Genomic DNA, 24,916 nt, shown 5'->3' on the forward strand with positions numbered 1-24,916 from the left:
AAATAAGAGTTGGCTTTATCTTTGCGCGGCCAACTCTTTATTTATGTCCGAATTTACTCCTCAGACGAACCGGATAACGCCCTTTGCTACTGATGCGCTGGCGCTACTCAAACGTTTGATTGCGACACAATCGTTTAGCCGCGAAGAAGATAAAACGGCTCGTATCATAGGTGATTTTTTTCAGGAAAGACAGATTCCTTTTCAGCGCCTGAAAAATAATGTATGGGCTAAAAATCGCCATTTCGATGAGCAAAAGCCTACTATTTTGCTGAACTCGCACCATGATACCGTTAAACCCAACAAATCCTGGACGCTCGATCCGCTGGAACCACTCGTAAAGGATGATAAACTGTTTGGGCTTGGGTCAAATGATGCGGGTGGTTGTCTGGTTTCCTTACTCGCTACGTTTGCTTATTTCTACGATCGGCCGGATATGGCCTACAATATCGTGATGGCGGCTTCGGCTGAGGAAGAGATTTCGGGGCGAGATGGATTGGAGTTATTACTGCCTGAGCTTCCGCCAATTAGCTTTGCTATTGTTGGCGAACCTACCGAAATGCAGTTGGCAATAGCTGAGAAAGGGCTGCTGGTTATCGACTGTACAGCGCATGGGATCAGCGGCCATGCCGCTCGCGATGAGGGAGATAACGCCATATACAAGGCTATTCGCGATATTAACTGGCTTACTACGTATCAGTTCCCCAGAGTATCGCCAACGCTTGGACCAGTCAAACTGTCGGTAACACTGATTAATGCGGGTACGCAGCACAACGTAGTGCCGGATACCTGCACGTTTACCATCGACGCCCGTGTAACGGAGCAGTACACGCTCGAAGAAGTAATTGACACCATACGGGAAAACATTCAATCGGAAGTGCATCCCCGATCGGTTCGGTTAAAACCCTCCAGTATTCCTGCCGATCATCCAATCGTAAAGGCTGGTCTTGCGCTGGGACGCTATACATACGGTTCGCCTACAACGTCGGATCAGGCCGTTTTGAACTGCCCTTCGCTTAAATGTGGCCCTGGTCATTCTGGCCGTTCGCACTCGGCGGATGAATTTATCTATCTCCGCGAAATAGAAGAAGGAGTAACAGGATACATTCAAATGGTAGAGCAGGTTCTCTAAGCAATTCGCGATACATGAATAGTTGGTTATCTGGTATGGCAGTTCGACGCAATACGTTGAATTGCCTGAGATGACTTCTCCCAATACATACGGTCTTTAGAGAGATAGCTAATTTTTGTTAATCAATTAGCAGTAAAACTGTATGGATCCTTTGTTTTAGTTAGTCAGTAGTTGAATATATAAACATTTCTTTCCTCGGAAATGTAACCTTGAAAATGAGAAATTTGCGTAGCGTAAATCAGGTTTTTATTACGTTCCTGAGTGTAACCGTATTGGCAGGAACGAGCTTTAGTCAGGGCTCATCGAAAAAAAATCAAGCAGTAAACCATACGTATAGCCACGAAGCGTTTTCGCCAGCTTATATTAAGGATGCGTTAGTTAAATCCGCCAAATGGCAGCTTAAACATCCTAAACACAGTATTACTGACTGGACCAACGGCGCATTTTATGCTGGTTTATTTGCCGCCTACGAAGCAACGCAGTCTGCCGAAATACTGGATTCATTGTTAGCCATTGGTGAACGAGCAAAATGGCGTCCGGGCCCACGATACGATCATGCCGACGATATTGCTGTCTGTCAGACGTATATTGACCTGTATCGTATTAAACGAGATCCGCGTATGATTCAGCCCACCCTCGATACGATTCATAAATTAAGAACCGTATCGGGCAATGAAATCATAAAACATGGCCTGACCTGGTGGTGGTGCGATGCTTTGTTTATGGCCCCGCCTACATTAGCTAAGCTAAGTGCTACGTTGGATGATCCTGCTTTTAATACATTCTCTGATTTGCTGTTTAAGCAAACGTATCAGCTACTGTATAACCAACGAGAACATCTATTTGCCCGTGATGCCAACTATCTGATTGATGCCAAGGGCGCAGGTAAGAAAGAAACCAATGGACAGCCGATTTTCTGGTCGCGTGGAAATGGTTGGGTATTAGGTGGCCTGGTACGCGTTCTGAATGAATTACCACCTAAACATCCGACGCGTTCATTCTATATTGATCTCTACAAGCAGATGAGTGAACGTATCGTTTCATTGCAGCAGCCAGATGGTTTATGGCGGGCCAGTTTGCTCGATCCGGCTGCCTATCCTGGTGGAGAAGCCAGTGGCTCTGGTTTCGATTGTTACGCCCTGGCCTGGGGAATCAATCAGGGAATTTTGCTTAAAGAAACTTACCAGCCTGCTGTTGAAAAAGCGTGGATAGCGTTAACAAAGTTGATGTCGCCGGAAGGACGGGTTGGCTGGGTGCAGCCCATCGGCGCTGATCCTCGACGTAACTTTAGCGAAGACAGTTGGGAGGTTTATGGAACAGGAGCTTTTTTGCTGGCTGGATCGGAAATGATCAAACTGAATCCTTAGAACCTATTATGGCTTTGCTTCAGTAGCCTTGCTGGCCGACGCTTTTCAAGAATAAGTGCTTTACCACCAATGACACAGACTCGGTTCTGCTATCTGAACTGGGTTTGTAAAAAGTATCGTTGGGCGCGGAAAATTAATAATGGCTTTCAGAATAGATGCCAACAAATGCCGTATTTTGGCGGTTAGTTGAACATACACGACGATATAAGATTCCTTCATTATGTTATACCCTCTTACATTCGAGACAATTTATAAAGATAAAATCTGGGGTGGCCAGAAGATAAATACCATTCTTGGGAAAGATTTTTCACCACTACCGAATTGTGGGGAAACCTGGGAAGTATCTGATGTTGAGGGGAACGTATCGGTTGTGAAGGAGGGAAGCCTGCAGGGTAAAACGTTACGTGAACTGGTTGAGCAATACAAAGAGGAACTGGTTGGCAAACACGTATATGACCAATACGGCAATCGATTTCCGCTACTGATTAAGTTTATTGATGCCAACGACGATCTGTCGATTCAGGTCCATCCCGACGATGCGCTGGCTGCTAAACGGAATAGTGGCTTTGGAAAAACCGAGATGTGGTATATCATGCAGGCCGACGAAGGTGCTAAGCTAAATTCCGGGTTTAATCGGGAGGTAACGAAGGAAGAGTACGTACAGGCCGTGGCTGATAATACCATTCAGGATATTCTGAATATTGAGCCAGCTCAGCCCGGCGATGTGTTCTTTTTGCCAGCTGGTCGGGTTCATTATATCGGAAAGGGGTTGCTACTGGCCGAAATTCAGCAAACTTCCGACACTACGTATCGTATTTATGATTTCGATCGGGTAGATGCTACCACAGGCCAGAAACGTGAACTGCATACAGATCTTGCCGTAGACGCTATCGATTATCAACATTACGATCATTATAAAACGCAGTACGAGAAAAAGCTCAACGAGAGTGTCAATGCCGTAACGAGCAACTACTTTGTTACGAACGTATTAAATTTTGAGCAGGAAGTTGAACACGACTATAGCCACATCGATTCGTTTGTGATTCTGATATGTGTAGGCGGTTCGTTAACGATTGAAGCAGCGGGTGGGTATAGCGTACCGCTCAAAATGGGTCAGTGTGCGCTCATTCCAGCATCAGTAAACAACGTAACGCTAGTGCCCGATGGATCGATGACCGTTCTGGAAACATACGTACCATAAAGAGGTGTAGGCTGTATGATCGGCTTGGATGACGACGACAGCAATAGCTTATTTTTAAAATTCTTAAAAAAATAATACGCCCAATCGGAGCAGATCGCGGACAAGAGTTTACTAAACTCTTGTCCGCGATTTTTGATTTTTAGTCGCCTAATTTACAGCGATTTAATTGAGTTTTAATACGAAATGGTCAAACGGCCAGACTGTCAGAAGGCTTAAGTCGGAGATTGGTCCGCACCTGATGAGCGAAAAGTCAGGCCGTTTTATTGGGAACGAGTCAATTCAAATGCCGGTTTACTGAACGAGCTTCGCTGGTCTGCTAAAGGTATTCCGGCTTTTGTAGGTGTAGGGCCAATTCTAGGGCGGAGCTTATGCACTACCTTATATACTATGTTCTCTCAAGTTCACTATAGCCCAACGTTTGCTGCTGTCTTCCTCGCCACCAGTTTGTTAAGTTGTTCGTCAGAACAGACTCAGAATCAGGCGGCAACAGAGGTTCCTGCTCTGCCCGTTGTTCAGGTCAAACAATCGTCAGTCACTACGTATCAGGAGTTTGCGGCAACGCTTGAAGGTCGTGTCAATGTTGATATTCGGCCGCAGGTGGAGGGCTACCTGGAAAAAATATATGTCGATGAAGGGGCTTCAGTCCGCAAAGGGCAACCCCTGTTTCGGATCGATACCCGGACGTATCGTGAGCAGGTCGGTAATGCCGATGCTACGTTGTTATCGGCCAAAGCGAACCTGGAAAAAGCGGCTCTGGAGGTGACTCGACTGACACCGCTGGTTGAGAATAATGTTGTGTCGGACGTACAACTGAAAGCTGCTCAATCGGCCTATGCTGCGGCCAAAGCGAATGTTGAGCAGGCCAAATCAATGCTGGGTAATGCCAACGTCAATCTGGATAGAACCCTTATCAAAGCGCCGGTTAGTGGTTTCATTGGTCGTTTGCCTTACAAAGCGGGCAGTTTGGTTGGACGCTCGGAGGTTCAGCCATTGACTACCGTATCAGACGTACAGGAAATTTATGCGTATTTCTCAATGAGTGAGGTCGATTTTCTCCGGTTCACGCAACAGGCGTCGGGAGGGAGTATGGCCGATAAGATCAGGAAATTACCTGCTGTGGATCTGATTCTGGCCGACGGAAAAGCCTATGCCCAGAAAGGGCACGTAGAAATGGTTTCCGGGCAATTTGACAAGACGATGGGCGCCATCAGTTTTCGGGCCGTTTTTCCGAATTCACTGGGTTTGTTACGTTCCGGAATAACCGGCCGCGTCCGTATTCCAGAGCATCATTCGTCGGTTGTGTTGGTGCCTCAGGAGGCAACGTTTGAGCGTCAGGACCGAGTGTTCGTTTTTGCCCTAGCAGACAGTAATAAAGTCGTTAGCAAGCCACTGCAGATTGTGGGGAAAAGCGGCAACTATTACCTGATTTCGAAGGGCATACAGCCCGGCGACCGTATTGTTCATGACGGGCTGGACCGTTTGCGCGATGGCGATGTCATTGCCCCAAAGCCAATGGCTACGGATAGTAGCCACGTAGCAGAGACGCTATAAGATCAGTCAACAAAGTCAATGGGTTTCGGTATGAGCATTCCTCATATTGAAATGCTTCTCTACAATCATGCTCAAACTATTTATTGAACGTCCTGTTCTGGCCACAGTTATTTCGATTCTACTGGTCATACTAGGCGTAATATCGCTGGTGACGCTGCCCGTTACGCAGTTTCCCGAAATTGCCCCGCCCAGCGTTCAGGTAGCGGCATCGTATCCGGGTGCCAATGCCGAGGTAGTAGCGCGTTCGGTGGCAACTCCGCTCGAAGAAGCCATCAATGGGGTCGAAAACATGACGTACATGACATCATCGTCGGGAAACGATGGGTCGGTAGCGATTAACGTTTATTTCAAACTCGGTACCAACCCCGATCTGGCAGCGGTGAACGTACAGAACCGCGTAGCGAAAGCCACCAGCTTGTTGCCTGCCGAGGTTATTCAGGCGGGTATTTCGACCCAGAAGCAACAAAACAGCATGATTATGATCCTCAACCTGAATAGTAATGAGGATGTATATGATGAAACGTTTTTGCAGAACTACGCCAAAATTAACCTGATTCCTGAATTACAGCGGGTTAACGGAGTTGGGCAGGTCATGGTGTTTGGGGTAAAAGATTATTCCATGCGTATCTGGTTAAAACCGGATCGGCTGGTAGCCTATGGTATGTCTCCGCAGGAGGTTTTGGGGGCCATTCGCGAACAGAATCTGGAAGCCGCACCGGGAAAAATTGGCGAAAACAGCCAGGAAGCGTTCGAATACGTAATCAAATACAAAGGCAAACTGAATCAGCCCGAAGAGTACGAAAACATCGTTCTGAAAGCAAATGCCGATGGGTCTACTATTCTTCTGAAAGACGTAGCACGCATTGAATTCGGGTCGTTTACGTATAGTGGCGACACCCGAGTGAACGGACGGCCCAGCGTTGGAATTGCGGTTAACCAAATGGCCGGATCAAACGCCAACGATATTCAGGTGGCTATTCTGGCTATCATGGATAAAGCGGCAACCGCGTTTCCTAAAGGCATTAATTATACGATCGGTTATAGCACAAAAACATTCCTCGACGAATCGATCGATCAGGTAACCCATACTCTGATTGAAGCGTTTATACTGGTATTTATTGTCGTATTCCTGTTTTTACAGGATTTTCGTTCGACGCTTATTCCAGCTATTGCGGTGCCGGTGGCTATTGTCGGTACGTTCTTCTTCATGCAGTTGTTTGGGTTTACCATCAACCTGCTGACGCTCTTTGCGCTGGTACTCGCCATTGGTATTGTAGTCGATGATGCCATCGTGGTGGTCGAAGCCGTTCACGCTAAAATGGAAAAAAGCAGGCAGTCGGCCCGAACCGCTACGTTACGATCTATGCAGGAGATTTCGGGCGCTATCGTTTCCATTACGTTGGTGATGGCGGCTGTGTTTGTGCCGGTTGGATTCATGAACGGACCGGCGGGCGTATTTTACCAGCAGTTCGCGTTTACACTGGCGATTGCTATCCTGATTTCGGCGGTCAATGCGCTGACATTGAGTCCAGCCCTGTGTGCGCTACTACTGAAAAATACGCATGCCGATGGCCATCACACGAAGAAAGGCTTCCTGAATCGCTTCTTTGACGCGTTCAATGCCGGATTTACATCCATGACCAATAAATACCTGGGAAGTCTTCGGTTTTTAATACGTCATAAATTGGTTGGTCTGAGCGGGTTGGCTTTGGTGGGTGCTGTTACGGTCTATCTGATGCGGACAACGCCAACCGGGTTTATTCCTTCTGAAGATCAGGGATTTATTGCCTATTCGCTGAAGCTTCCGGCGGGTGCTTCCTTGCAGCGTACCAAGAAAGTTGCGGATAAAATAGAAGGTATTCTGCACAAGACGCAGGCGGTTGAACAGCATATCGAAATCAGCGGGTTCAACATGATTGCTAACTCGGTGAGCCCTTCCTATGCCGCTGGGTTTGTGAAAATGAAGCCTTACGAAGACCGGGGCGATGTAAAGGACCTCCAGCAGGTAGTTGACATGGTTAGTCAGAAAGTGGCTGGTATTGTTGAGGGGCGTGTTGATGTATTTACCATGCCAACGGTACCCGGTTTTAGCAATGTGGATGGCTTCGAACTCCTGTTGCAGGATCGGACAGGCGGCAAACTCGATAAACTCAGTAAGACTGCCAATGCGTTTATCGGCGAGTTACAGAAACGCCCGGAAATAGCGGCTGCTTTTACAACATTCGATACCGAAACGCCCCAGTTCGAAATTGAACTGGACGTAAAAAAAGCCAAGCAACTAGGGGTTTCAACCAGCGATATTCTGCAAACTATGCAGGTGTATTACGGCAGTACGTTCGCGTCTGATTTTAACCGTTTCGGTAAATTCTATCGCGTCATTGCCCAGGCCGATGCGCCGTATCGGGCCGATCCGTCGTCGATGAATAGTGTGTACGTACGAAATGCGATGGGCGAAATGGTTCCGATGACTACGTTCGTTACGTTAAAGCGTGTGTATGGACCGGAGTCGATTACCCGAAATAACCTCTTTACGTCCGTAATGATCAATGGTCAGGCCAAACCGGGGTATAGTACGGGCGATGCCATTCGGGCGGTTGAGGAAGTGGCCAAACAAAAATTACCCGTTGGCTATACCTACGAATGGACGGGTATGACGCGTGAAGAGATTGCGGCCGGTGGGCAGTCGAGCCTGATTTTTGGGCTAAGTCTGGTGTTTGTCTACTTCCTGTTAGCGGCTCAGTATGAGAGCTATATCCTGCCCTGGGCAGTATTGTTGTCTATTCCGACGGGGATTCTGGGCGTTTTTCTATTCATCAATCTGGCCGGTATCGACAACAATATTTATGTGCAGGTTGGGCTAATTATGCTGATCGGGTTATTGGCTAAAAATGCCATCCTGATTATCGAATACGCCATCCAGCGTCGTCGTGCCGGTATGGGTTTGCTGGCATCTTCGCTGGAAGCGGCCAAACTTCGTCTCCGCCCTATTCTGATGACTTCGTTTGCCTTTATTGTTGGGTTAGTACCATTAATGAGTGCTACGGGGGCATCGGCGAAAGGAAATCACTCTATTAGCATTGGCACAGCCGGAGGTATGTTAACGGGTGTTATGCTGGGGTTATTTATCATCCCGGTTCTGTTTGTCATTTTTCAGGGAATTCAGGAAAAAATCAGCCGGCCTAAAACGGCCGAAGAACGGAAAGCACTGTCTGAAGAAGCCTTTGCCGATAATCCGATAAATCGTAATTAATCATGCAGCGAACGTTTTTTTCGTCGTATCGCCTTTACATAGGTATTCTTGCGCTTGCCCTTATTTTTTCAGGCTGTAAAGTAGGGCAGAACTACCAGCGGCCTAACGCAAACCTGCCGGAGCAATACAGCCAGCGAGTCGTTTCTGATACGGTAACCAGTGCGCAAATACCCTGGCGGGCCTTTTTTCGGGACACCGAGTTACAGAATCTAATTGGGCAGGCGCTTATCAGTAATTTTGATCTGCAACTGGCCATCAAACGTATCGAAGAAAACCAGGCCTACGTCCGGCAAACCCGATACGCCTTGCTGCCTTCCGTGAATGCCCAAATCACAGGATCAACGGTAACACCTTCCCGGAATAGTTTGAACGGGCTGAGTTTAGAGAACTTTATTGGCACGCGCCACCTGGAAGACTTTTCGGCTAATCTGGCTTTATCGTGGGAGCTGGACATCTGGGGGCGTATCCGCCGACAGAATGAAGCGACAATAGCCAGTTTCCTGCAAACGGAGGAAGCCGCCAAAGCAGTTCGTACCGATTTGGTCGCTAATGTAGCAACGGGCTATTTTAACGTATTGCTGCTGGATGCTCAGCTGGACGTAGCCAACCGAAATCTGGCGTTGGGCGATACTATTGTGAAACTGGTTCGATTGCAAAAACAGGCTGGCGACGTAACGGAACTGGCCGTTCAGCAGGCAGAAGCCCAGCGGCAAACGGCCGATCTGCTGCGGTCGCAACTGGAGCAGGCGCTGGTTATCGAACAGAACGGCATTCGGCAATTGCTGGGTGGATGGCCTGGTAACGTAGCGCGGGGAAGCCGACTAACAACCTATCCAATTGCTGATACGTTGCTGACAGGTGTTCCGGCCCAATTGCTGTCTAACCGGCCCGACGTACGGGCCAGCGAACTGGGACTGGTTGTTGCCAATGCCAGAGCCGGAGTTGCCAAAGCAAACTTATATCCGGCGCTAACCATTACGGGTAGCGTAGGCTTGAACTCGTTTCAGGCTGCTAACTGGTTTGCTTTGCCTAATTCGTTGTTTTACAATCTGGCCGCTGGGTTAACACAACCTGTTTTTCTACGACGCCAGTTGAAAACTCAGGTGGAAGTTGCCGACATTCAGCGAGATGCCGCACAGATTCAGTTTCAGCAACGTTTATCGGTGGCCGTAAAAGAGGTGGCTAATGCGATGGTTCGCGTTGAGAAATTGCAGGAGCAGGAACGGGTTGCTACGTCCAGAGTTCAGACACTGCAGGGGGCGATCAATAATGCCAGGTTGTTGTTTCGTGGTGGCATGGCTACTTATCTGGAAGTTATTACGGCACAAAGCAACTCACTTCAGGCCGAATTAACGTTGGCCGATCTTAAACGTCAGCGACTCGGGGCTATGGTTGAGATGTACCGGGCGCTGGGTGGCGGCTGGAAATAAGTTTTATTTTAGCAATTCCGTATTGTTTGGCATACAAATACGATAGGAGTATAGAGAAGAGAATTCTATATTTGTTAAACAAGAGCATACATGCTTATATAGCCTGTTTTTTATGGCTACAGTGATATTCACTCTTGATAGCTATGATGAAACAACGCTTTCCTATCCTACTGGTTGACGATGATCCATTGCTGGTCGATGTGCTGAGAAAAGCCGGAGAGACATGCTTTTCGGAAGCCGTATTTACTCAGATTGCCAGTTTTGAAGATGCCAAAACGTATATCGATGATTTAGAAGGCAGAGGTCCCCGACTCATTTTACTGGATATTGATCTGCAGGACAAAGTCGATGGCTTGGATTTCCTGGCTCTGCTGCGGGCTCATCCGAAAGGGCGATTAATTCCAGCCGTGATTTTGTCCGCCAATAAAACCCAGAAACTCGTAGAAAGAGCTTATTTCTATGGGGCTTCATCTTTTACGACAAAGCCTTTTAGTTATGCTGACTGGAAAACATATCTGACAAATCTGCGGGCGTACTGGTACGAAACGGTTACGCTCATGGATGTCAGACATGAGAAATAGACGTAGTGACAAGATTAATACAATACGAAGCCCGACAAATTGAAAACTTGTCGGGCTTCGTATTGTAAATCTATGACAATCAATTATTGCTCTACCATTTCAGCATCGGCCAGAATATAGTTGAGCTCATAAATGTTATCGGCATTCAGTTTCAGCGTACCGTGGAAAGTCCGGCGTTCGTCGGTTTTAAATTTCTTACCCGCTTTTTTGAACTTCAGCGATACAACCGATTCGGGACCGGCACCACCGCAGAAGAAACAGGCGCTATAAGGAAACGCCGACAGTACGTATAAATTTGATTCCAGATCGACCGGTAATACGTAACCCGTTAGCTCAACGGTCTTACCATTCAGCTTTTGGATGCCCTGCCCAAATGTTGGGTAAAGCATATAGACGGATTCTTCAGCGTACCACTTTTTCTTAAACGTAACATCGCGCAAGACCTCCCACGATAGTTTTACAGGCTCAGCAGCAGCCGACGTTTTAGATGGAACATGGCCACTACCTGGGCTCAGAGGCTCCAGCGGACGAAAGGAGAAGGCTGCAAAACTGCCGAATAGCAAAGCAATGAGTAGGCGATTCATGGCGTTGGGCACAGTATGTGATAAGTGTGATGTAAAACTACGAAATTTACTACATTTACTCAATCTTTTGGCTTCGATCATTCCGACCTTGTCCGAACTACTCAACGATAACACAAAAAATGACCAGGCGATTCCATTTCGGTTTACTCGCCTGTATATAACGTTGTTTTCTATTCTGGCGGTACTACTGACGGGCAGCCAGATTCTCACGCAATGGCGATTGCGGACCGTACAGGACGAACTCTGGATTATTCGTTACGAAGCATTGCAGCGGCATCAAAGTCAGCAAATTGTTAAACAGGCCCTGCAACTGACCGATGGAAATGACCCGAAGCATTTCAGGCAGAACCTGGCTGAATTGCGCCAGATTTTCCAAACCTTTGAGCTGTATCATACCGAAGGCCGGGCCGGGCGAGTTAAAGACCATAACGTAATAATTCCTAACTCGAAACCCGTGCAGCGGCTTTATAATGGAATCGCTCCTGAGTTTATGGCTTTTCAACGTAGCATCAGTAAGCTGTTAAGCATGCAGCAGCCAGCAGATGCTTCTTTACCTGACTATCAGGCCAGTTTACAGCTATTGCTGGATAACGAGAAACCATTTCTGGAAGAAATAGACGCTATTGTCAGGCAGCATACAAGTGAGCTTAGAAATCAACTTGCCCGACTGGAAGAGATTGAGTTTTACATCTATCTGACATCCATTGCAGTTTTGTTAGGTATTGGCCTGCTTATTTTCAAGCCAGCCACCCGCCGACTGAAACAAACCATCGCCCAATTGGTCGAAGCTGAGCAGAAGGCCAGTATCGCTAATAAACAACTGCTGAATCTGAATAAGTCGCTCAGCGAAACCCGACAGCAACTGTTTGAGGCCACCCGGCTGCAGCATCAGCAGGAAATGGATGAACAAAAGCTTCGGACGTCTTATCTCATGGCCGGGCAGGAGGATGAACGAAAAAGGCTCTCCCGCGAACTCCACGACGGGCTGGGCCAGATGCTAACCGCTCTTAAATTACAGATTGAAGGACTGGAAGCGGGCCTGAAACGGGCATCCGCCGATTCGGAAACGGCCGGGTTAGCCGCGTACAGTAAAAATATTGCTAATCTTAAAAAACTTGTTACCCAAACTATCCAGGAAACCCGAACAATCTCTAACAATCTGATGCCTACGGTGTTAAGTGACTTTGGGATTGTTCCAGCTATTAAGATGCTGGCCGAAAATGACCGTAGCGACGAACTGGACGTAACATTTGAATCGAACCTTGCAGCCGGTGATGCTCGTTTAGATAAAAACATCGAAATCATGCTGTACCGCATCACCCAGGAAGCCGTTAGTAATGCAGTACGCCATGCCAGCCCATCACATATTCACATTGAGTTGATTGAGCGAGAAAAATATATTCACTTAATCGTGACCGACAATGGTCGGGGTTTTAATCCGATAAGTCAGCGTAAGGCCGTTCCCCGGCCAGCAAAAAATGGGCGTGCTCCTTCGCAGGGATTACATAACATGCAGGAGCGGGCCAATTTGCTGGATGGGAAATTGAGAATTGATTCAGTGCCCGGAAAAGGTACCCGGATACAAATTAGTATACCCTATCAGATGCAATCCGTTCATTATGATGCCAATTAAATTAATGCTAGTGGATGATCACTCGATTGTCCGCGATGGAATTCGGCTTTTACTGGAACAAGCCGAAGGACTGGAAATTATCGACGAAGCCAATGATGGCGAAGAGGCTCTCGAAAAATTAAAATCTCATCAGCCCGACGTGATTCTAATGGATATTTCGTTGCCAGGAATGTCGGGTATACAAACAACGCAGGTCGTAACCCGGCTCTACAAGAATGTACGTGTTCTGATGCTGTCCATGCATAATAACGAAGATTATATTCTTCGTTCGGTCGAAGCGGGAGCTTATGGGTATATCCTTAAAGATTCATCGTCTGATGAAATGATTAAGGCCATTCGGATGATTGCAGCGGGTGAAAAATACTATAGCTCGCCAGTAGCTTCCATTATCTTAAGTGGCTACATGCAGCAACTGAAAAAAGGTTCTAAACAAGGCGGACGTGAAGTACAGCCTTCGCGGCTTTCGAATAAAGAAAAAGAGATTTTACAGTTTCTGGTCGATGGGATGAGCAGCCGCGAAATTGCCGAGCGACTTCAGTTGAGCGTTCGTACGGTCGATAACCACCGGGCCAACATGATGCGCCGACTTCAGGTACGTAATGCGGCCGAACTGGTTCGTATAGCTGTTGAAGAAAAGCTGATCTAAAAAACAGTTTTCGTTTCAGAGCCGCTTTCTGGTCATTGCGAACTTGAAAAAACTTTTCTACGTTTGCCACATAAAACCGGTCTAACACGCCGGTTTTACATTTTCAATAATACTACATTAAGTAGATAGGATTACTAAACAAAACCCGTTTGTATTATGTCACTTCGCTTAGGAGATATCGCACCCGATTTTGAGGCTGATACTACACAAGGCCATATTCATTTTCACGAGTGGTTAGGAAATTCCTGGGGAATGCTATTTTCTCATCCCGCCGACTTTACGCCCGTCTGCACCACTGAGTTAGGAAGAACCGCTTTACTGAAAGACGAATTCGGTAAGCGTAATGTGAAAGTTATTGCCGTATCGGTCGATGATCTGGATTCGCACAACCGTTGGACTCCCGATATTAAGGACGTAACAGGCTCGGAAGTGAATTTCCCAATCATTGCCGATCCCGACCGCAACGTAGCAACGCTCTACGACATGATTCACCCGAATGCCAGCGAAAAAGCCACGGTACGTTCGGTTTTTGTGATTGGACCCGATAAAAAAATCAAATTGACGCTGACTTACCCAGCATCGACTGGCCGTAACTTTAATGAATTGATTCGGGTGATTGACTCGCTACAATTGACGGCCGACTATCAGGTGGCTACACCCGCTGACTGGCAGGAAGGCGATGATGTTATTGTAACGCCAGCCGTACCGAACGATCAACTTGAGTCGAAATTCCCTAAAGGCGTTACGTTCGTAAAACCGTATTTACGGACAACTCCACAGCCTAACAAATAATCGCTGGTTGTCAGAATAGACGATGAGGGGCTGGTACTCAGCCAGAAACGTTGTGTTACGTTCTGGCTGAGTACCAGCCCCTCACTAGTTTGGAAGAAAACAAACAAAGATTGGTAACAGCCTGTTACGATTGCGTTATTAACCAAATAAATCAACGTTATGGCAACCAACAAAAATTCTAATCCCGAGCACACAGAAGGGCCAGTAGCAACTGCCATTGAAGAGCAGACAGCCAAGCTCCCATCCGACATATTTCTGTGGTCTGCGTTAGGCTCAATGGCCGTATCCTTAGTATTACAATATCAGGGAAGCAAGAATCGTAGCTTATTTGTAGGCCAATGGGCAGCGCCGTTCCTGCTTCTGGGAATCTATAACAAGCTCGTTAAGCTTGAAGGCCACGATTAGTCTGTCGTACTGAACAAGACTCGCCCTCTACACTGGTGGAGGGCTTTTTTATGTTCGATATATTCGGCGAGAAAGCTGTATTTTTCGGCTTGAAAAACGAGTTATTACTTCATGAAAACCCGCGTTCTGGCCAACATCATTTTTCGGCGATATGGTATCTGGATTTCCATAGGTATGGTGTTACTAGTCGGTTACTGGGTCTTCAGAGCGTATCGGCACGATGATATGGACTGGCGATACGTTCGGGCGTTTGGCATTCGATTGCCTATGCGCTATGGCATTCATGGTATCGACGTATCGCGGCATAATGATCGAATAAACTGGAAAGATGTCCGACAGATGGAAGCGGAAGGCGTGCGCTTACAGTTTGTGTTTGTGAAAGCCACCGAAGGCGCTACCATGTCCGACAAACATTTCGATAAAAACTGGCGGGAGGCCAAAAAATCAAATCTTCGGCGGGGCGCTTACCATTTCTATCACCCAACTCGCGATCCGATTAAACAGGCTAAGAATTTCATTCGTCGCGTTGAGTTATCGTCGGGCGATTTTGCGCCGGTCGTAGATTTTGAAGTGACAAATGGCCAGTCGGACGAAACCATTATTGAAGGACTGCGACTTTGGCTTCAAACGATAGAAGCCCATTACAATGTTCGGCCGATCATTTATACAAACGGCAATCTATACAAACGATACATTAAAGGAAATCTGGACGATTATCCGCTCTGGATTGCCGACTATTCGACCAAGCATTTACGGGCTTACGATCCTGATCAGCTGTACTTGTGGCAGCACAGCCAGAATGGTTGGGTGAAGGGCATTAAAGGACAGGTCGATTTCAATGTTTTCGTCATGGACGAAAACCGAATGCAGGAGATTTGTTTATAGGAAGCAGACGTACCAGCTCCCTATAAACAAACACCAGAAGCTGGTTATTTCGCTTTTCGGACGTAGAAAACGAAGCCATTTTCTTCTCCCGTTTTCTTAACGTCGGGTAGCGAATCAAGGGCTGTATGCGTTTCGACGTTCTTCTTGATGAACCAGACATCTTTATCAATCTTGCCGCGTAAGAGCCAGTCTTCGTCGTAATAATTAGGATTCGTTACGGCTGGTTTTTGCGTATAAAAGAACGGCCCGTAGCTTCGATAACCGTACGCTTTTACGTATACATCCTGTCCCTGTGCCTTCTCAAAAAAGCGCATGGCTGCATCCTGCGAGATACCTTCGATCCGGCCAATGAAAAACCAAAGTGTTAACGTAATAAATACGGCCATACCGCCAAACAAAGCCACAATGGCGCGCTCGGTCTGGCGTTGGCTAAACCAGATCAGACTTAAGACAAGAACAATCAGTAGCCAGATTCCCGGCAGCACCTCCCAACCTGTCCAGTTAATTCTAGCGTCCAGATTGGCTTGCGTAAACGCATCCTGATCGGCAAACGATTTCACGAGGTCCATACGATGGGCCAGGATTGGTAAGGCTATCGTGGCCAGAATATAAACGCCCCCAATACTGATGAGTCCGGCCCGGAACCAGTTATTGAAGCGGATTTTGTTCGACTCCAGCTGGGTTAGGGTTATCGTTGCCAAATACGTCAATGGGAAATAACACATGGACGAATAGTGCACAATTTTGGATTGCACGATACTGAACAAAATCAAAACCACCCAGAACAAAATCATCATCCACCGACGGAATTCGCGTTGGTAATTTCGCTCGATCATCATCGGCGCAAATGCCCGTAATGCAAAAATGGAGGCCGGGAAACAACCAATGAGTAAGATGATAAAGTGATAAGCTGGAAAACCCGAATGGCCTGCATCGGGCGTACTGAACAGACGGAAATTATATTTCAAAAACTCGGTGATAAATACCGGACCGTGCAGAAACGTTTCCAGGCCATACCAGGCCACCGAAACTAACGTAGCGGCTATGGAATAGAATATGAACTGAATGGGTGTAATGAACCAGCGGAAACGGCTTAAAATCCAGTAAACCCCCAGCGTCAGACAGACGATTAGATAGGCTACCGGGCCTTTGGTGTTAATACCCATACCCAGTATAAAACCACCAATGAACAAATAACCCCAAACCCCTCGGGGTAGCAACATACTACTGGCAGTGCCTTCTCGTTTCCAGGACGCAAAAATCAGGTTGACCAGCCCAATAAAAATAAACAGATTAAAGAAAGGGTCGATGATGCCCGAACGGAAATAGAGATGCGGGGTAACTGATCCTAAATAAGCCAGTGACCAGATAAGCCCAAACCGATGCCCGTGAAGTTTTGCGCCGAGATTATAGAGATAAATTAACGTAATGATACCACAAATAGCATTCGGCAACCGAGCCGCAAATTCGTTCGTACCGAAGATGTTCATCATCAGTGACTGGCACCAGAAGAAGAACGGCGGTTTTTCGTAGAATGGTTTAAAGTCAACATGGACCCGTAGGTAGTCGCCCAGAACAACCATTTCGCGGGAGCATTCAGCAAAATTGATTTCGTCCCAGTCAAACAGCCGGACGCCCCCGAGGAAGGGAATAAATAGCAGAGCGCCAACTACTGCGAATAGGAGCGAATAAAAGAGTTTTTGATTCATACGTAACACAAAAAAGCCCTGCTCACAAGCGTGAACAGGGCTGTAAAAGTAAAGAAAAATGTTTGAGGCCCCACCGTTATTCGTTCGTTCATTGACTAATGTAGTGCCATGAAAACGAACTGGAACGGGGATTATTTCTTGCCACTCAGCCGATTAAGGATGTTACTGATAAAAGCATCGTCGATGCCCAGCGTCCGTTTGACGGTCGTATAAGCCGCCACCATTTTCTTGTCCAGCCAGATCAGAATAGCCTTGGCACCATCCTCTGGGCGGGCCTTATAATTGGTAGCCCGGAGCGTAGGCGTAACGGCTTCTTCGGTAAAATAGTAAAGAGCAATTGATTTCCGGGTCATATCGTCCGGGCAAAGAATCGGGTCGGGAAGACCGTGATAAGAATCTTCATCGGTGTTAAAAATAACGCAACGGTTAAAAATAGGCGCAATTTTTTGCACGACACCTTTCATCTGACGATCCCAAAGTTCAAGATCACCGCGATATTCGGGCTTCCAGTCGTGATTGAGGTATATAAGCAGATTCACCCGCCGACGCCAGTTTCGTTTGTGTGGGTGAACCGTGAAATCCGCATGAACGTTGAGAAATCCGTTCCGTTTCGACTGGTGAAGACCACCTCCTTCCAGCGAGTCATCAGGAATGAGGTTTGGAATGCCTGTTATCTTACTTAAATAAGCTACAAAACGGGGCGAATTCATCTCGCGAATAACGTCCTGGATAGCTGATGGCAGCAAATCCATTTTATTCAGACCGTGCTTCTTCTCGTTGACGTGAACGTAGTGAATCCAACCTGCATCACCTACTGCCGGAAATGAGGCCAGTGCTTTCTCGGCAGCCCAGGGTTCCAGAAAGTTTTCGAGCGCGATGTGTGGGTATGGCTGGTTTTGTTGATACCGTTTAGCGTCGTCTGACAGGGATTCCTGCCAGCGTTCATAGTCAAAGAGCGTATCGGTCCTGGTCGTATTCATGCCACAAAGGTATGTTGTTAATTGGGCTGTTCATAAGGAAACCGTTTTATGCACAAAAAGATTGCGTTGGAAATACGATATTCGCGACGGCAAAAGGAGTTTTACGTTTGTGAGTTTTCAGTTTATGAGTTTACAGTTTACAGTGGCTGCGCGTCACTACTATTTTGTGCCAGCCACTGTAAACTCATAAACTGAAAACTATAACTCAAAAACTCAAAAACTGAAAACTGTATATGCTTCCGAACCATCGATTTACCAGCCTTCCGGCTTATGATCAGTTACAGGCTCATTATGATGCTCTGAAAAATCGGCACCTTCGCGATTTGTTCGCAGAAGACCCGGAACGTTTTCCGAAGTTTACCCGGCAGTTTGACGATATCCTGCTCGATTTTTCGAAAAATCGTATTACCGACGAGACGTTTACGCTGCTGTTGCAACTGGCTGAACAGGCAGGATTGACAGAAGCAATCGGTAAGATGTTTGCAGGGGATAAAATCAACCGAACCGAAGATCGGGCCGTTTTACACGTAGCATTACGTAATCGTTCAAATACGCCCATACTCGTTGATGGTCAGGACGTAATGCCGGATGTGAATGAAGTCCTGGCGCACATGAAAGAGTTTTCGGATCGGGTACGGTCTGGCGAGTGGAAAGGCTATACGGGCGAAGCGATTACGGATATCGTGAACATCGGTATCGGCGGTTCAGACCTGGGACCGGTTATGGTAACAGAAGCACTAAAACCGTACGCTAGTCCAAACCTGCGGGTTCATTTCGTATCGAACGTAGACGGCGTTCATATCTATGAAACGCTCCAGAACGTTAAACCGGAGACTACGTTATTCCTGATTGCGTCGAAAACCTTCACAACGCAGGAAACAATGACCAATGCCCAAACTGCGAGGCAATGGTTCCTGGATACAGCCAACGACGAAGCGGCCATTGCCAAACATTTTGCGGCCCTGTCGACCAACCAGGCAGCAGTAGAAAAATTCGGGATCGATCCCGCCAACATGTTCGGCTTCTGGGACTGGGTTGGTGGCCGTTATTCGCTCTGGTCAGCCATTGGTCTGTCAATCGCGCTCTATATTGGATTCGATAATTTTGAGGAATTGCTGGAAGGTGGCCATGCAATGGATCTTCATTTCCGCGATACGCCTGCTGAAGAGAGTCTGCCGGTTATATTGGCCCTTGTCGGTATCTGGTATAACAATTTCTTCGGAGCGCAAACGGAAGCGATTCTACCTTATGACCAGTATCTACATCGCTTTGCGGCTTATTTTCAGCAGGGCGATATGGAAAGTAACGGGAAGTCAGTCGATCGTGAAGGGAAGCCCGTCGATTACCAAACTGGGCCTATTATCTGGGGTGAGCCTGGTACCAACGGACAGCATGCCTTCTACCAGCTTATTCACCAGGGAACCAAGCTTATTCCCTGCGATTTTCTGGCACCGGCAATCAGCCAGCGGCCCATTGGCGAACATCATAAAATTTTATTAGCCAACTTCTTTGCGCAGACCGAGGCCCTCATGAATGGCAAAACAGCAGAAGAGGCTGCCGAGGAGTTACGCAAATCAGGGAAGAGCGAAGAAGAAATTACGTTCCTTACGCCGTTTAAAGAGTTTTCTGGTAATCGCCCAACCAATTCGATTCTGTTCAAAAAGCTGACGCCCCGCACCCTGGGTAGCCTGATTGCGCTCTATGAGCATAAGATCTTCACACAGGGCGTTATCTGGGATATTTATAGCTTCGATCAGTGGGGCGTTGAGCTGGGTAAACAGCTGGCAAGCCGCATTTTACCCGAGTTGCAGGATGATGCGCCAGTAAGTTCGCACGATAGCTCGACCAACGGTTTGATCAATGCCTATAAAAAATTACGTAGTGAATAACGACACTGGTATTTTTTTATCCTATGATATACATAGATAATGTGGGATGAAAAAAAAATTAGAATAATCTAAAAACATTGTTCGTAACTGCTCTGTTTATGGGGTGTAGCTTCGGTTACACCCTTTTTTAGTACAACTCAACGCTATACAAAGAAAACAATGAAAACTCAGCTTACACTGCTGGCTGCCTGCCTATTGAGTGTAGATCTGGCAAACGCCCAGATGAACACAAACACTACGTCAACGACGACAACTACGTCTACGTACAGCGCTACTCCGGTTACTGATACTACTGCTACGTCGAACAACGCCTATTCATCTACGCCAACGACTATGTCGACAGACAGTGCGTCGAATATGAATCGTAACAGCACCTATTCAGTAACGCCATCGACGAACAGCTATAACAGTTCGGCAACCACTACAACAACAACAACCGAAACGTATAGCGCAGAACCCAAAAAAGATAAAGAATGGGGCAAAACCGGGAAATTCGGTATTTATGCTGGGGTTAATTTCTCTCGCTTTGTGAACGAAGTTGTTCCTGACAACGCCTACCGGGTAGGTTGGCAGGCTGGTCTTTACGGACGGACCGGTGGCACAATTTTCGGACAGTTAGGTCTGGAGTATCGGAATTCAACGTCGAACCTTATCCGTACAGGTCAGGGAACAACGCCAGGTTCAGTCTCTGATGAGGTTCGGGGCAAAATCGATCAGCACTTCATCGCTATTCCTGCTTATGTAGGGGTACGTATCGGTGGTACTCTGGGTTTACGTTTACAGGTTGGTGCCGAGCTGGCATCGCTGGTAGCGGTTGGTAACAACAACTTTAATCTGGGGAAAGACGATCTGAACCGGACGATTCTGAACGGACTGGCTGGTGCTGGTATCAATCTTGGACCTCTCACATTAGATGCTGTGTATAACCACGGTCTTCAGAATGTATTCGAAAATGCCGACACAAAACGCCGAATCTTTGCGGTTAACCTGGGATTCCGTTTTTAACTGATTGGTTCATCAATGAACGAGCCGCTCCTAGCCAGAGCGGCTTTTTTATGGAAACATATAGTTGCTAATTAGACCGTCGGGTGTAAATAAGCAAAACATTCAATAAGGCTACATAGTTGTAGGACATATATAGACCGACGGTCTTCAACTCAACACGTTATGAGAAAACTAGTAAACAAAGCATTGGTAGTGGCCGGAGTATGCAGTGCCGGTCTGGCATTTGGTCAGCAGAATTCCTACAATGATCGCTATGATCGCGACTATCGGGATTACCGTCCTTCCCGTCGTGACGAACGTTCTTTTGACCGGGACATCGAAGAGCGCCGGGACTATAACCGACGTAACGACGACAACCGCCGATACGACAATCGGTACATGGATCGGATGGGAAACAACCGTAACTACGGTCGGATGTTCGACGAGCGGGATTTAAGCAAAGCCTATGATGAAGGCTACGAAGATGGCCGCCAGAGTATTGCTGTTGAAGAGCGTAGAGAGCATCGGGAGAATTACAAAAATTTTACGTTTGGCCTTTACGGAGGAGCCAACTCGACCCGTTTTGAAGGAGAAGACGTTCAGGGCAATAGCCTGAGTGGTCGTTTAGGCTATCAGCTCGGCTTTTTTGTACGCGGTGGAGGCCGCGTATTTGGGCAGATTGGCGCTGAATACTTAACCTCAAGTTCTGATTTTTATCAGGCGGGCGATGGTAGTACGGTTAGTGACATTACGTCGAACGTCGATCAGAAATACATCCACGTACCAGCCTACATTGGTGTGAAGTTAGCCCAGTCGGATCGGGGAATATCAGGGGTCCGTCTTCAGATTGGGGCTGAGTATGCGGCACCGCTGGGCGTAAACAATAACGCATTCAATTTTTCTCAGAGCGACTTTGCGGCAGCAACCATTAACGGCCTGGCTAACATCGGCTTCGATGCGGGTCCGTTGTTTCTGGATTTTGTGTACCACTACGGATTTGCCGATGTGCTTAACAACGTGAGCAACACAAAACGCCGGATTCTGGGTGTTAATCTGGGAGTGAAGTTTTAAGGGTCTACAATTCAATTAGGAAGGGGTTATAGGCCATATCTTGAAGATATGGCCTATAACCCCTTCCTAATTGAATTGCCTGTTTGTAAGTTTACCAGTATGAAAATATGGCCTGTTGATTGGTAACTTCTATGAATACACTGTTCCCCATTTTTGTTAAGACCGAAAACCTGCACGTACTGATTGTCGGTGGAGGTTATGTAGGGCTGGAGAAAGCAAACGCCTTGCTGGCCAATGCGCCCAATACGCGGGTTACGCTGGTTGCCCCCGAAATCCGATCCGAGATTCAGGAACTGGCCCGGCAACATCCCCGGATGGAGCTGATTCAGGAACCCTACCACGAACTGTTTCTAGCCGATAAAGATCTGGTTATTGTCGGGACGAATAACAAAGACGTTAATCGGCAGGTGCAGCAGGATTGCAAAACACGTCGCATTCTGGTCAATGTGGCCGACACACCCGATCTGTGCGATTTTTACCTGAGTTCGGTGGTTAAAAAAGGAGATCTAAAAATAGCGATTTCAACCAATGGTAAATCGCCAACGTTTGCCAAGCGGTTTCGCGAAGTTCTGGAAGAACTATTGCCTGATAGTTTACAGGAAACTCTCGACAATTTAACCGCCATTCGCAATCAGCTAAAGGGCGATTTTGTTCAGAAAATGGAAAAGCTGAACGAAATCACAAAAGTGTTGAAATGAGCATATCTTCGCCTAAAAAACTCGTGAACATTCTGGCTATATCTGGTAGTTTGCGGCAAACGTCTACCAACACGCGTGTACTTCGCGTAATTTCTCAATTAGCTCCCATTGGGGTAAGTGTGAATCTTTATGAAAAATTAGGCTCCATACCTCCCTTCAATCCTGATTTCGATGGGGAACAGGTAGACGTATCAGTGGATGATTTTCGGGCAGAAATAAAAGCGGCTGATGCTGTTTTGATCTGTAGCCCCGAGTATGCTCATGGCGTTTCTGGTGTTATGAAAAACGCCCTCGACTGGTTGGTCAGCAGTGCGGAATTGATGAATAAACCTATCGGGTTGATCAATGCCTCTCCACGCTCGTTATTTGCGCATAAGGCAATGATTGAAACACTAACAGTGATGATGGCGATTGTGATTCCAGAAGCTTCACCAACCATCGCTATTCCAGGGCGGTCCCTTGACGAAGCTGGAATTTTAGCTGATGAAGTATTAGTCAGTCAATTAAAATCGGTTCTTGATGCTTTGGCAGGAGCAGTGGCGAGTTAAGGTATCTGTAGTCTAATACTTCATGTGAATATATTACAACCAAAATGTTAGACTACAAATCGCAAGCTCTTTCTTCATCGAATGGCTATATTAAACGTACCATCGATTAAGACTCGTTTTGGGTATCAGTAGCATCTATTGGCTTTCCTTACTTAGCAGTTACTTAACTATGTCACAGAAGAGCCAGAAATTTAGGAATGGCTTAATGGCTTGGGTCAGAAAAGGATGTCAAATGGTAGAGTCGATTTGTATTTAATTATAATCTCCACTGCTTGGCTAATTTTCTGATTTTTTAGTCCCCTCAAATAATTCACTTACAAAATAGTTTTTAAACTATTCATAAGTGGTCCCCCAGATAATGCTAACCTCAGGCTTAAGAGTAAGAAGAAAGTCTTTCAGTAGGTTATCAGAGTGAAAAGTTACTTGAAGGTGCTCAGCACTTGGGCCTTTTATAATTTTGATGGTTTCAATCAGACGTAGCACCTTATGAAGGCCCACCATCGACCAGCCATTGCCGGGATTATGAACCAGATCCTGCCAGTATACGGCTTCGGCTTCTTTCATTTTTTTCATTGTCAGCAAATAAGCCCCCAGAAACTGCCGGGGTGGCAGAGGCCAGTCGGCGAGCTACAGCTTATTTAACTGATCGGGGGTGAAAAAAATGTGGATACCTACATAATCGTCAAAATCGCTGTAATAGCCATGTTCAAACATAATCTTATACAGGTTGAAGACTTCATTTCTATCAAGTGTATCTGAAAGGCCTGAACGGCTAATCAAATGGCCACTAGAGAAGCGTAGATATTTCTTTTTTGTAGCGGCAAAACCATATTTTTTGTAAAAGCCTAGAACTTTAGATTGTGGATTAATAGGCAAAAAAAGAACATCAGGAATGTATTTTCTCTGAACCAGTATTTTTTTTTCAAGAACAAGAGTAAGAAATTTTTCGAAACTTGGATATGTGTGTACAAAATTAGGCTTATAAACAAACTCATACAGACTAGTATTGTTGACACAAATACTGATCGACTTATTTTTGTCCACGACAGGTACAATAATTAAGAAACGATGATTCCTCCTGTGCCTAGTAGCTATATCTTCAATAAAGCCTACCGGGAGATGTGGTTGACTAAGGATTAGTACAACTGCAAGAATAATTCTCATGTCTATAGTTTTCTAGTAAGGTTTAGGAATATGGTTGATTTCATAAGTCTAGGCTAATTTTCTTTCAAATAAGTTTAGGTATAGAACATGGGGTACAGTTTATATAATTGATATTTCAAATAAACTCGTTGCTACTCGTGGATTTCGTGTTGATCGAATCGGAAAAGTTCAATAGATCTGGCAGTGATTTCTTTCCGTAAAGCCACTTATGTAATAGTAAACTATTTTTATAGTTGTATTGCAATTTTTATAGTTATATTGTAGTGGTTTAACAAACTCGTTGGATATTTCAATTATGAAGTCTGTACTGACTGTTTCTAAAACGGCCTTATTTACAATCGTATCTTCATTGACTCTCGTCTTGTCAGGGTGCCAGAAAGATGCTGAACAAGCTTTAAAGGCTACCCAAAATCAGTGGG

Annotated in this window: 22 protein-coding genes; 17 read left to right on the forward strand and 5 right to left on the reverse strand. The window is 46.4% G+C overall.

Features of this window, described 5'->3' with window-relative positions:
- The first annotated feature begins 43 nt into the window (after positions 1-43).
- The 7 genes from GK108_RS06125 (at position 44) to GK108_RS06155 (ending at position 10,509) form a co-directional block, all read left to right on the forward strand.
- Positions 44-1,129 (forward strand): M20 family metallo-hydrolase, encoded by a 1,086-nt coding sequence (locus GK108_RS06125; protein WP_163944459.1) that lies wholly within the window; start codon positions 44-46, stop codon positions 1,127-1,129.
- Positions 1,130-1,344: 215 nt separating this feature from the next.
- Positions 1,345-2,496, forward strand: a complete 1,152-nt coding sequence (locus GK108_RS06130) for a glycoside hydrolase family 88/105 protein (protein WP_163944461.1) — start codon at positions 1,345-1,347, stop codon at positions 2,494-2,496.
- Positions 2,497-2,716: 220 nt separating this feature from the next.
- Positions 2,717-3,697 (forward strand): type I phosphomannose isomerase catalytic subunit, encoded by a 981-nt coding sequence (locus GK108_RS06135; protein ID WP_163944464.1) that lies wholly within the window; start codon positions 2,717-2,719, stop codon positions 3,695-3,697.
- A gap of 387 nt (positions 3,698-4,084) precedes the next feature.
- On the forward strand, positions 4,085-5,248 hold the full coding sequence (locus tag GK108_RS06140; RefSeq protein ID WP_163944468.1) for an efflux RND transporter periplasmic adaptor subunit: 1,164 nt from the start codon (positions 4,085-4,087) through the stop codon (positions 5,246-5,248).
- 67 nt (positions 5,249-5,315) lie between these two features.
- On the forward strand, positions 5,316-8,498 hold the full coding sequence (locus GK108_RS06145; RefSeq protein ID WP_163944471.1) for an efflux RND transporter permease subunit: 3,183 nt from the start codon (positions 5,316-5,318) through the stop codon (positions 8,496-8,498).
- 2 nt (positions 8,499-8,500) lie between these two features.
- The gene (locus tag GK108_RS06150; protein WP_163944473.1) at positions 8,501-9,928 is read left to right on the forward strand and encodes an efflux transporter outer membrane subunit; all 1,428 of its coding nucleotides are present in this window, start codon (positions 8,501-8,503) and stop codon (positions 9,926-9,928) included.
- Between the two features lie 143 nt (positions 9,929-10,071).
- Entirely contained in the window at positions 10,072-10,509 is a 438-nt protein-coding gene (locus tag GK108_RS06155; protein ID WP_246224724.1) for a response regulator, read from the forward strand.
- Between the two features lie 83 nt (positions 10,510-10,592).
- On the opposite strand, the gene GK108_RS06160 is transcribed toward GK108_RS06155, so the two are convergent.
- The gene (locus tag GK108_RS06160; RefSeq protein WP_163944476.1) at positions 10,593-11,093 is read right to left on the reverse strand and encodes a DUF3299 domain-containing protein; all 501 of its coding nucleotides are present in this window, start codon (positions 11,091-11,093) and stop codon (positions 10,593-10,595) included.
- 67 nt (positions 11,094-11,160) lie between these two features.
- Here GK108_RS06160 and GK108_RS06165 point away from each other — a divergent pair, with 67 nt between their 5' ends.
- From GK108_RS06165 to GK108_RS06185, 5 genes are all read left to right on the forward strand, one after another.
- Positions 11,161-12,726 carry a sensor histidine kinase gene (locus tag GK108_RS06165; protein WP_246224725.1) on the forward strand — a complete coding sequence of 522 codons (1,566 nt, stop codon included), beginning with the start codon at positions 11,161-11,163 and terminating at the stop codon, positions 12,724-12,726.
- Between the two features lie 4 nt (positions 12,727-12,730).
- Positions 12,731-13,372 carry a response regulator transcription factor gene (locus GK108_RS06170; RefSeq protein WP_163945442.1) on the forward strand — a complete coding sequence of 214 codons (642 nt, stop codon included), beginning with the start codon at positions 12,731-12,733 and terminating at the stop codon, positions 13,370-13,372.
- Between the two features lie 156 nt (positions 13,373-13,528).
- Complete coding sequence (locus GK108_RS06175) at positions 13,529-14,164, forward strand: peroxiredoxin (RefSeq protein ID WP_163944479.1); 636 nt, start codon at positions 13,529-13,531, stop codon at positions 14,162-14,164.
- A gap of 159 nt (positions 14,165-14,323) precedes the next feature.
- Positions 14,324-14,569, forward strand: coding sequence for a hypothetical protein (locus GK108_RS06180; RefSeq protein ID WP_163944481.1), 246 nt, complete (start codon positions 14,324-14,326; stop codon positions 14,567-14,569).
- A gap of 111 nt (positions 14,570-14,680) precedes the next feature.
- Positions 14,681-15,454, forward strand: coding sequence for a glycoside hydrolase family 25 protein (locus tag GK108_RS06185; protein ID WP_212592743.1), 774 nt, complete (start codon positions 14,681-14,683; stop codon positions 15,452-15,454).
- Between the two features lie 44 nt (positions 15,455-15,498).
- Here GK108_RS06185 and GK108_RS06190 read toward each other — a convergent pair whose 3' ends face one another.
- Positions 15,499-17,163, reverse strand: coding sequence for an ArnT family glycosyltransferase (locus GK108_RS06190; protein ID WP_163944483.1), 1,665 nt, complete (start codon positions 17,161-17,163; stop codon positions 15,499-15,501).
- 131 nt (positions 17,164-17,294) lie between these two features.
- Positions 17,295-18,143 carry a 2OG-Fe(II) oxygenase gene (locus GK108_RS06195; RefSeq protein ID WP_163944485.1) on the reverse strand — a complete coding sequence of 283 codons (849 nt, stop codon included), beginning with the start codon at positions 18,141-18,143 and terminating at the stop codon, positions 17,295-17,297.
- Positions 18,144-18,376: 233 nt separating this feature from the next.
- On the opposite strand from GK108_RS06195, the gene pgi reads away from it, so the two are divergent.
- From pgi to GK108_RS06220, 5 genes are all read left to right on the forward strand, one after another.
- The gene (gene pgi / locus GK108_RS06200; RefSeq protein ID WP_163944487.1) at positions 18,377-20,032 is read left to right on the forward strand and encodes a glucose-6-phosphate isomerase; all 1,656 of its coding nucleotides are present in this window, start codon (positions 18,377-18,379) and stop codon (positions 20,030-20,032) included.
- A gap of 159 nt (positions 20,033-20,191) precedes the next feature.
- Complete coding sequence (locus GK108_RS06205; protein WP_246224726.1) at positions 20,192-21,037, forward strand: PorT family protein; 846 nt, start codon at positions 20,192-20,194, stop codon at positions 21,035-21,037.
- A gap of 162 nt (positions 21,038-21,199) precedes the next feature.
- The gene (locus GK108_RS06210) at positions 21,200-22,087 is read left to right on the forward strand and encodes a porin family protein (protein WP_163944489.1); all 888 of its coding nucleotides are present in this window, start codon (positions 21,200-21,202) and stop codon (positions 22,085-22,087) included.
- Between the two features lie 131 nt (positions 22,088-22,218).
- Positions 22,219-22,785 carry a precorrin-2 dehydrogenase/sirohydrochlorin ferrochelatase family protein gene (locus GK108_RS06215; protein WP_163944491.1) on the forward strand — a complete coding sequence of 189 codons (567 nt, stop codon included), beginning with the start codon at positions 22,219-22,221 and terminating at the stop codon, positions 22,783-22,785.
- Positions 22,782-23,333: an NADPH-dependent FMN reductase gene (locus GK108_RS06220; RefSeq protein ID WP_163944494.1), complete on the forward strand. Its 552-nt coding sequence runs from the start codon at positions 22,782-22,784 to the stop codon at positions 23,331-23,333. Before GK108_RS06215 ends, GK108_RS06220 begins: the two co-directional genes overlap by 4 nt.
- Before the next feature lie 333 nt (positions 23,334-23,666).
- Here the strand turns inward: GK108_RS06220 and GK108_RS06225 are convergent, their stop codons facing one another.
- Together GK108_RS06225 and GK108_RS06230 are read right to left on the reverse strand one after the other, a co-directional pair.
- Entirely contained in the window at positions 23,667-23,906 is a 240-nt protein-coding gene (locus GK108_RS06225; protein ID WP_163944497.1) for a hypothetical protein, read from the reverse strand.
- Between the two features lie 54 nt (positions 23,907-23,960).
- The gene (locus GK108_RS06230) at positions 23,961-24,497 is read right to left on the reverse strand and encodes a hypothetical protein (RefSeq protein ID WP_163944500.1); all 537 of its coding nucleotides are present in this window, start codon (positions 24,495-24,497) and stop codon (positions 23,961-23,963) included.
- Positions 24,498-24,916 lie beyond the last annotated feature (419 nt).

This window comes from Spirosoma terrae (assembly GCF_010435915.1).
In the GTDB taxonomy this organism is placed as follows: domain Bacteria; phylum Bacteroidota; class Bacteroidia; order Cytophagales; family Spirosomataceae; genus Spirosoma; species Spirosoma terrae.

Excerpts from the sequence above, each read along its gene's own strand:
- GK108_RS06225 (WP_163944497.1), bottom strand. The coding sequence starts at position 23,906 with ATGAAAAAAATGAAAGAAGCCGAAGCCGTATACTGGCAGGATCTGGTT.
- GK108_RS06130 (WP_163944461.1), top strand. The coding sequence starts at position 1,345 with ATGAGAAATTTGCGTAGCGTAAATCAGGTTTTTATTACGTTCCTGAGT.
- GK108_RS06125 (WP_163944459.1), top strand. The coding sequence starts at position 44 with ATGTCCGAATTTACTCCTCAGACGAACCGGATAACGCCCTTTGCTACT.
- GK108_RS06175 (WP_163944479.1), top strand. The coding sequence starts at position 13,529 with ATGTCACTTCGCTTAGGAGATATCGCACCCGATTTTGAGGCTGATACT.
- GK108_RS06220 (WP_163944494.1), top strand. The coding sequence starts at position 22,782 with ATGAGCATATCTTCGCCTAAAAAACTCGTGAACATTCTGGCTATATCT.
- GK108_RS06155 (WP_246224724.1), top strand. The coding sequence starts at position 10,072 with ATGATGAAACAACGCTTTCCTATCCTACTGGTTGACGATGATCCATTG.
- pgi (WP_163944487.1), top strand. The coding sequence starts at position 18,377 with ATGCTTCCGAACCATCGATTTACCAGCCTTCCGGCTTATGATCAGTTA.
- GK108_RS06215 (WP_163944491.1), top strand. The coding sequence starts at position 22,219 with ATGAATACACTGTTCCCCATTTTTGTTAAGACCGAAAACCTGCACGTA.
- GK108_RS06180 (WP_163944481.1), top strand. The coding sequence starts at position 14,324 with ATGGCAACCAACAAAAATTCTAATCCCGAGCACACAGAAGGGCCAGTA.
- GK108_RS06140 (WP_163944468.1), top strand. The coding sequence starts at position 4,085 with ATGTTCTCTCAAGTTCACTATAGCCCAACGTTTGCTGCTGTCTTCCTC.
- GK108_RS06160 (WP_163944476.1), bottom strand. The coding sequence starts at position 11,093 with ATGAATCGCCTACTCATTGCTTTGCTATTCGGCAGTTTTGCAGCCTTC.
- GK108_RS06210 (WP_163944489.1), top strand. The coding sequence starts at position 21,200 with ATGAGAAAACTAGTAAACAAAGCATTGGTAGTGGCCGGAGTATGCAGT.
- GK108_RS06135 (WP_163944464.1), top strand. The coding sequence starts at position 2,717 with ATGTTATACCCTCTTACATTCGAGACAATTTATAAAGATAAAATCTGG.
- GK108_RS06195 (WP_163944485.1), bottom strand. The coding sequence starts at position 18,143 with ATGAATACGACCAGGACCGATACGCTCTTTGACTATGAACGCTGGCAG.
- GK108_RS06230 (WP_163944500.1), bottom strand. The coding sequence starts at position 24,497 with ATGAGAATTATTCTTGCAGTTGTACTAATCCTTAGTCAACCACATCTC.
- GK108_RS06170 (WP_163945442.1), top strand. The coding sequence starts at position 12,731 with ATGCTAGTGGATGATCACTCGATTGTCCGCGATGGAATTCGGCTTTTA.
- GK108_RS06145 (WP_163944471.1), top strand. The coding sequence starts at position 5,316 with ATGCTCAAACTATTTATTGAACGTCCTGTTCTGGCCACAGTTATTTCG.
- GK108_RS06185 (WP_212592743.1), top strand. The coding sequence starts at position 14,681 with ATGAAAACCCGCGTTCTGGCCAACATCATTTTTCGGCGATATGGTATC.
- GK108_RS06150 (WP_163944473.1), top strand. The coding sequence starts at position 8,501 with ATGCAGCGAACGTTTTTTTCGTCGTATCGCCTTTACATAGGTATTCTT.
- GK108_RS06190 (WP_163944483.1), bottom strand. The coding sequence starts at position 17,163 with ATGAATCAAAAACTCTTTTATTCGCTCCTATTCGCAGTAGTTGGCGCT.
- GK108_RS06205 (WP_246224726.1), top strand. The coding sequence starts at position 20,192 with ATGAAAACTCAGCTTACACTGCTGGCTGCCTGCCTATTGAGTGTAGAT.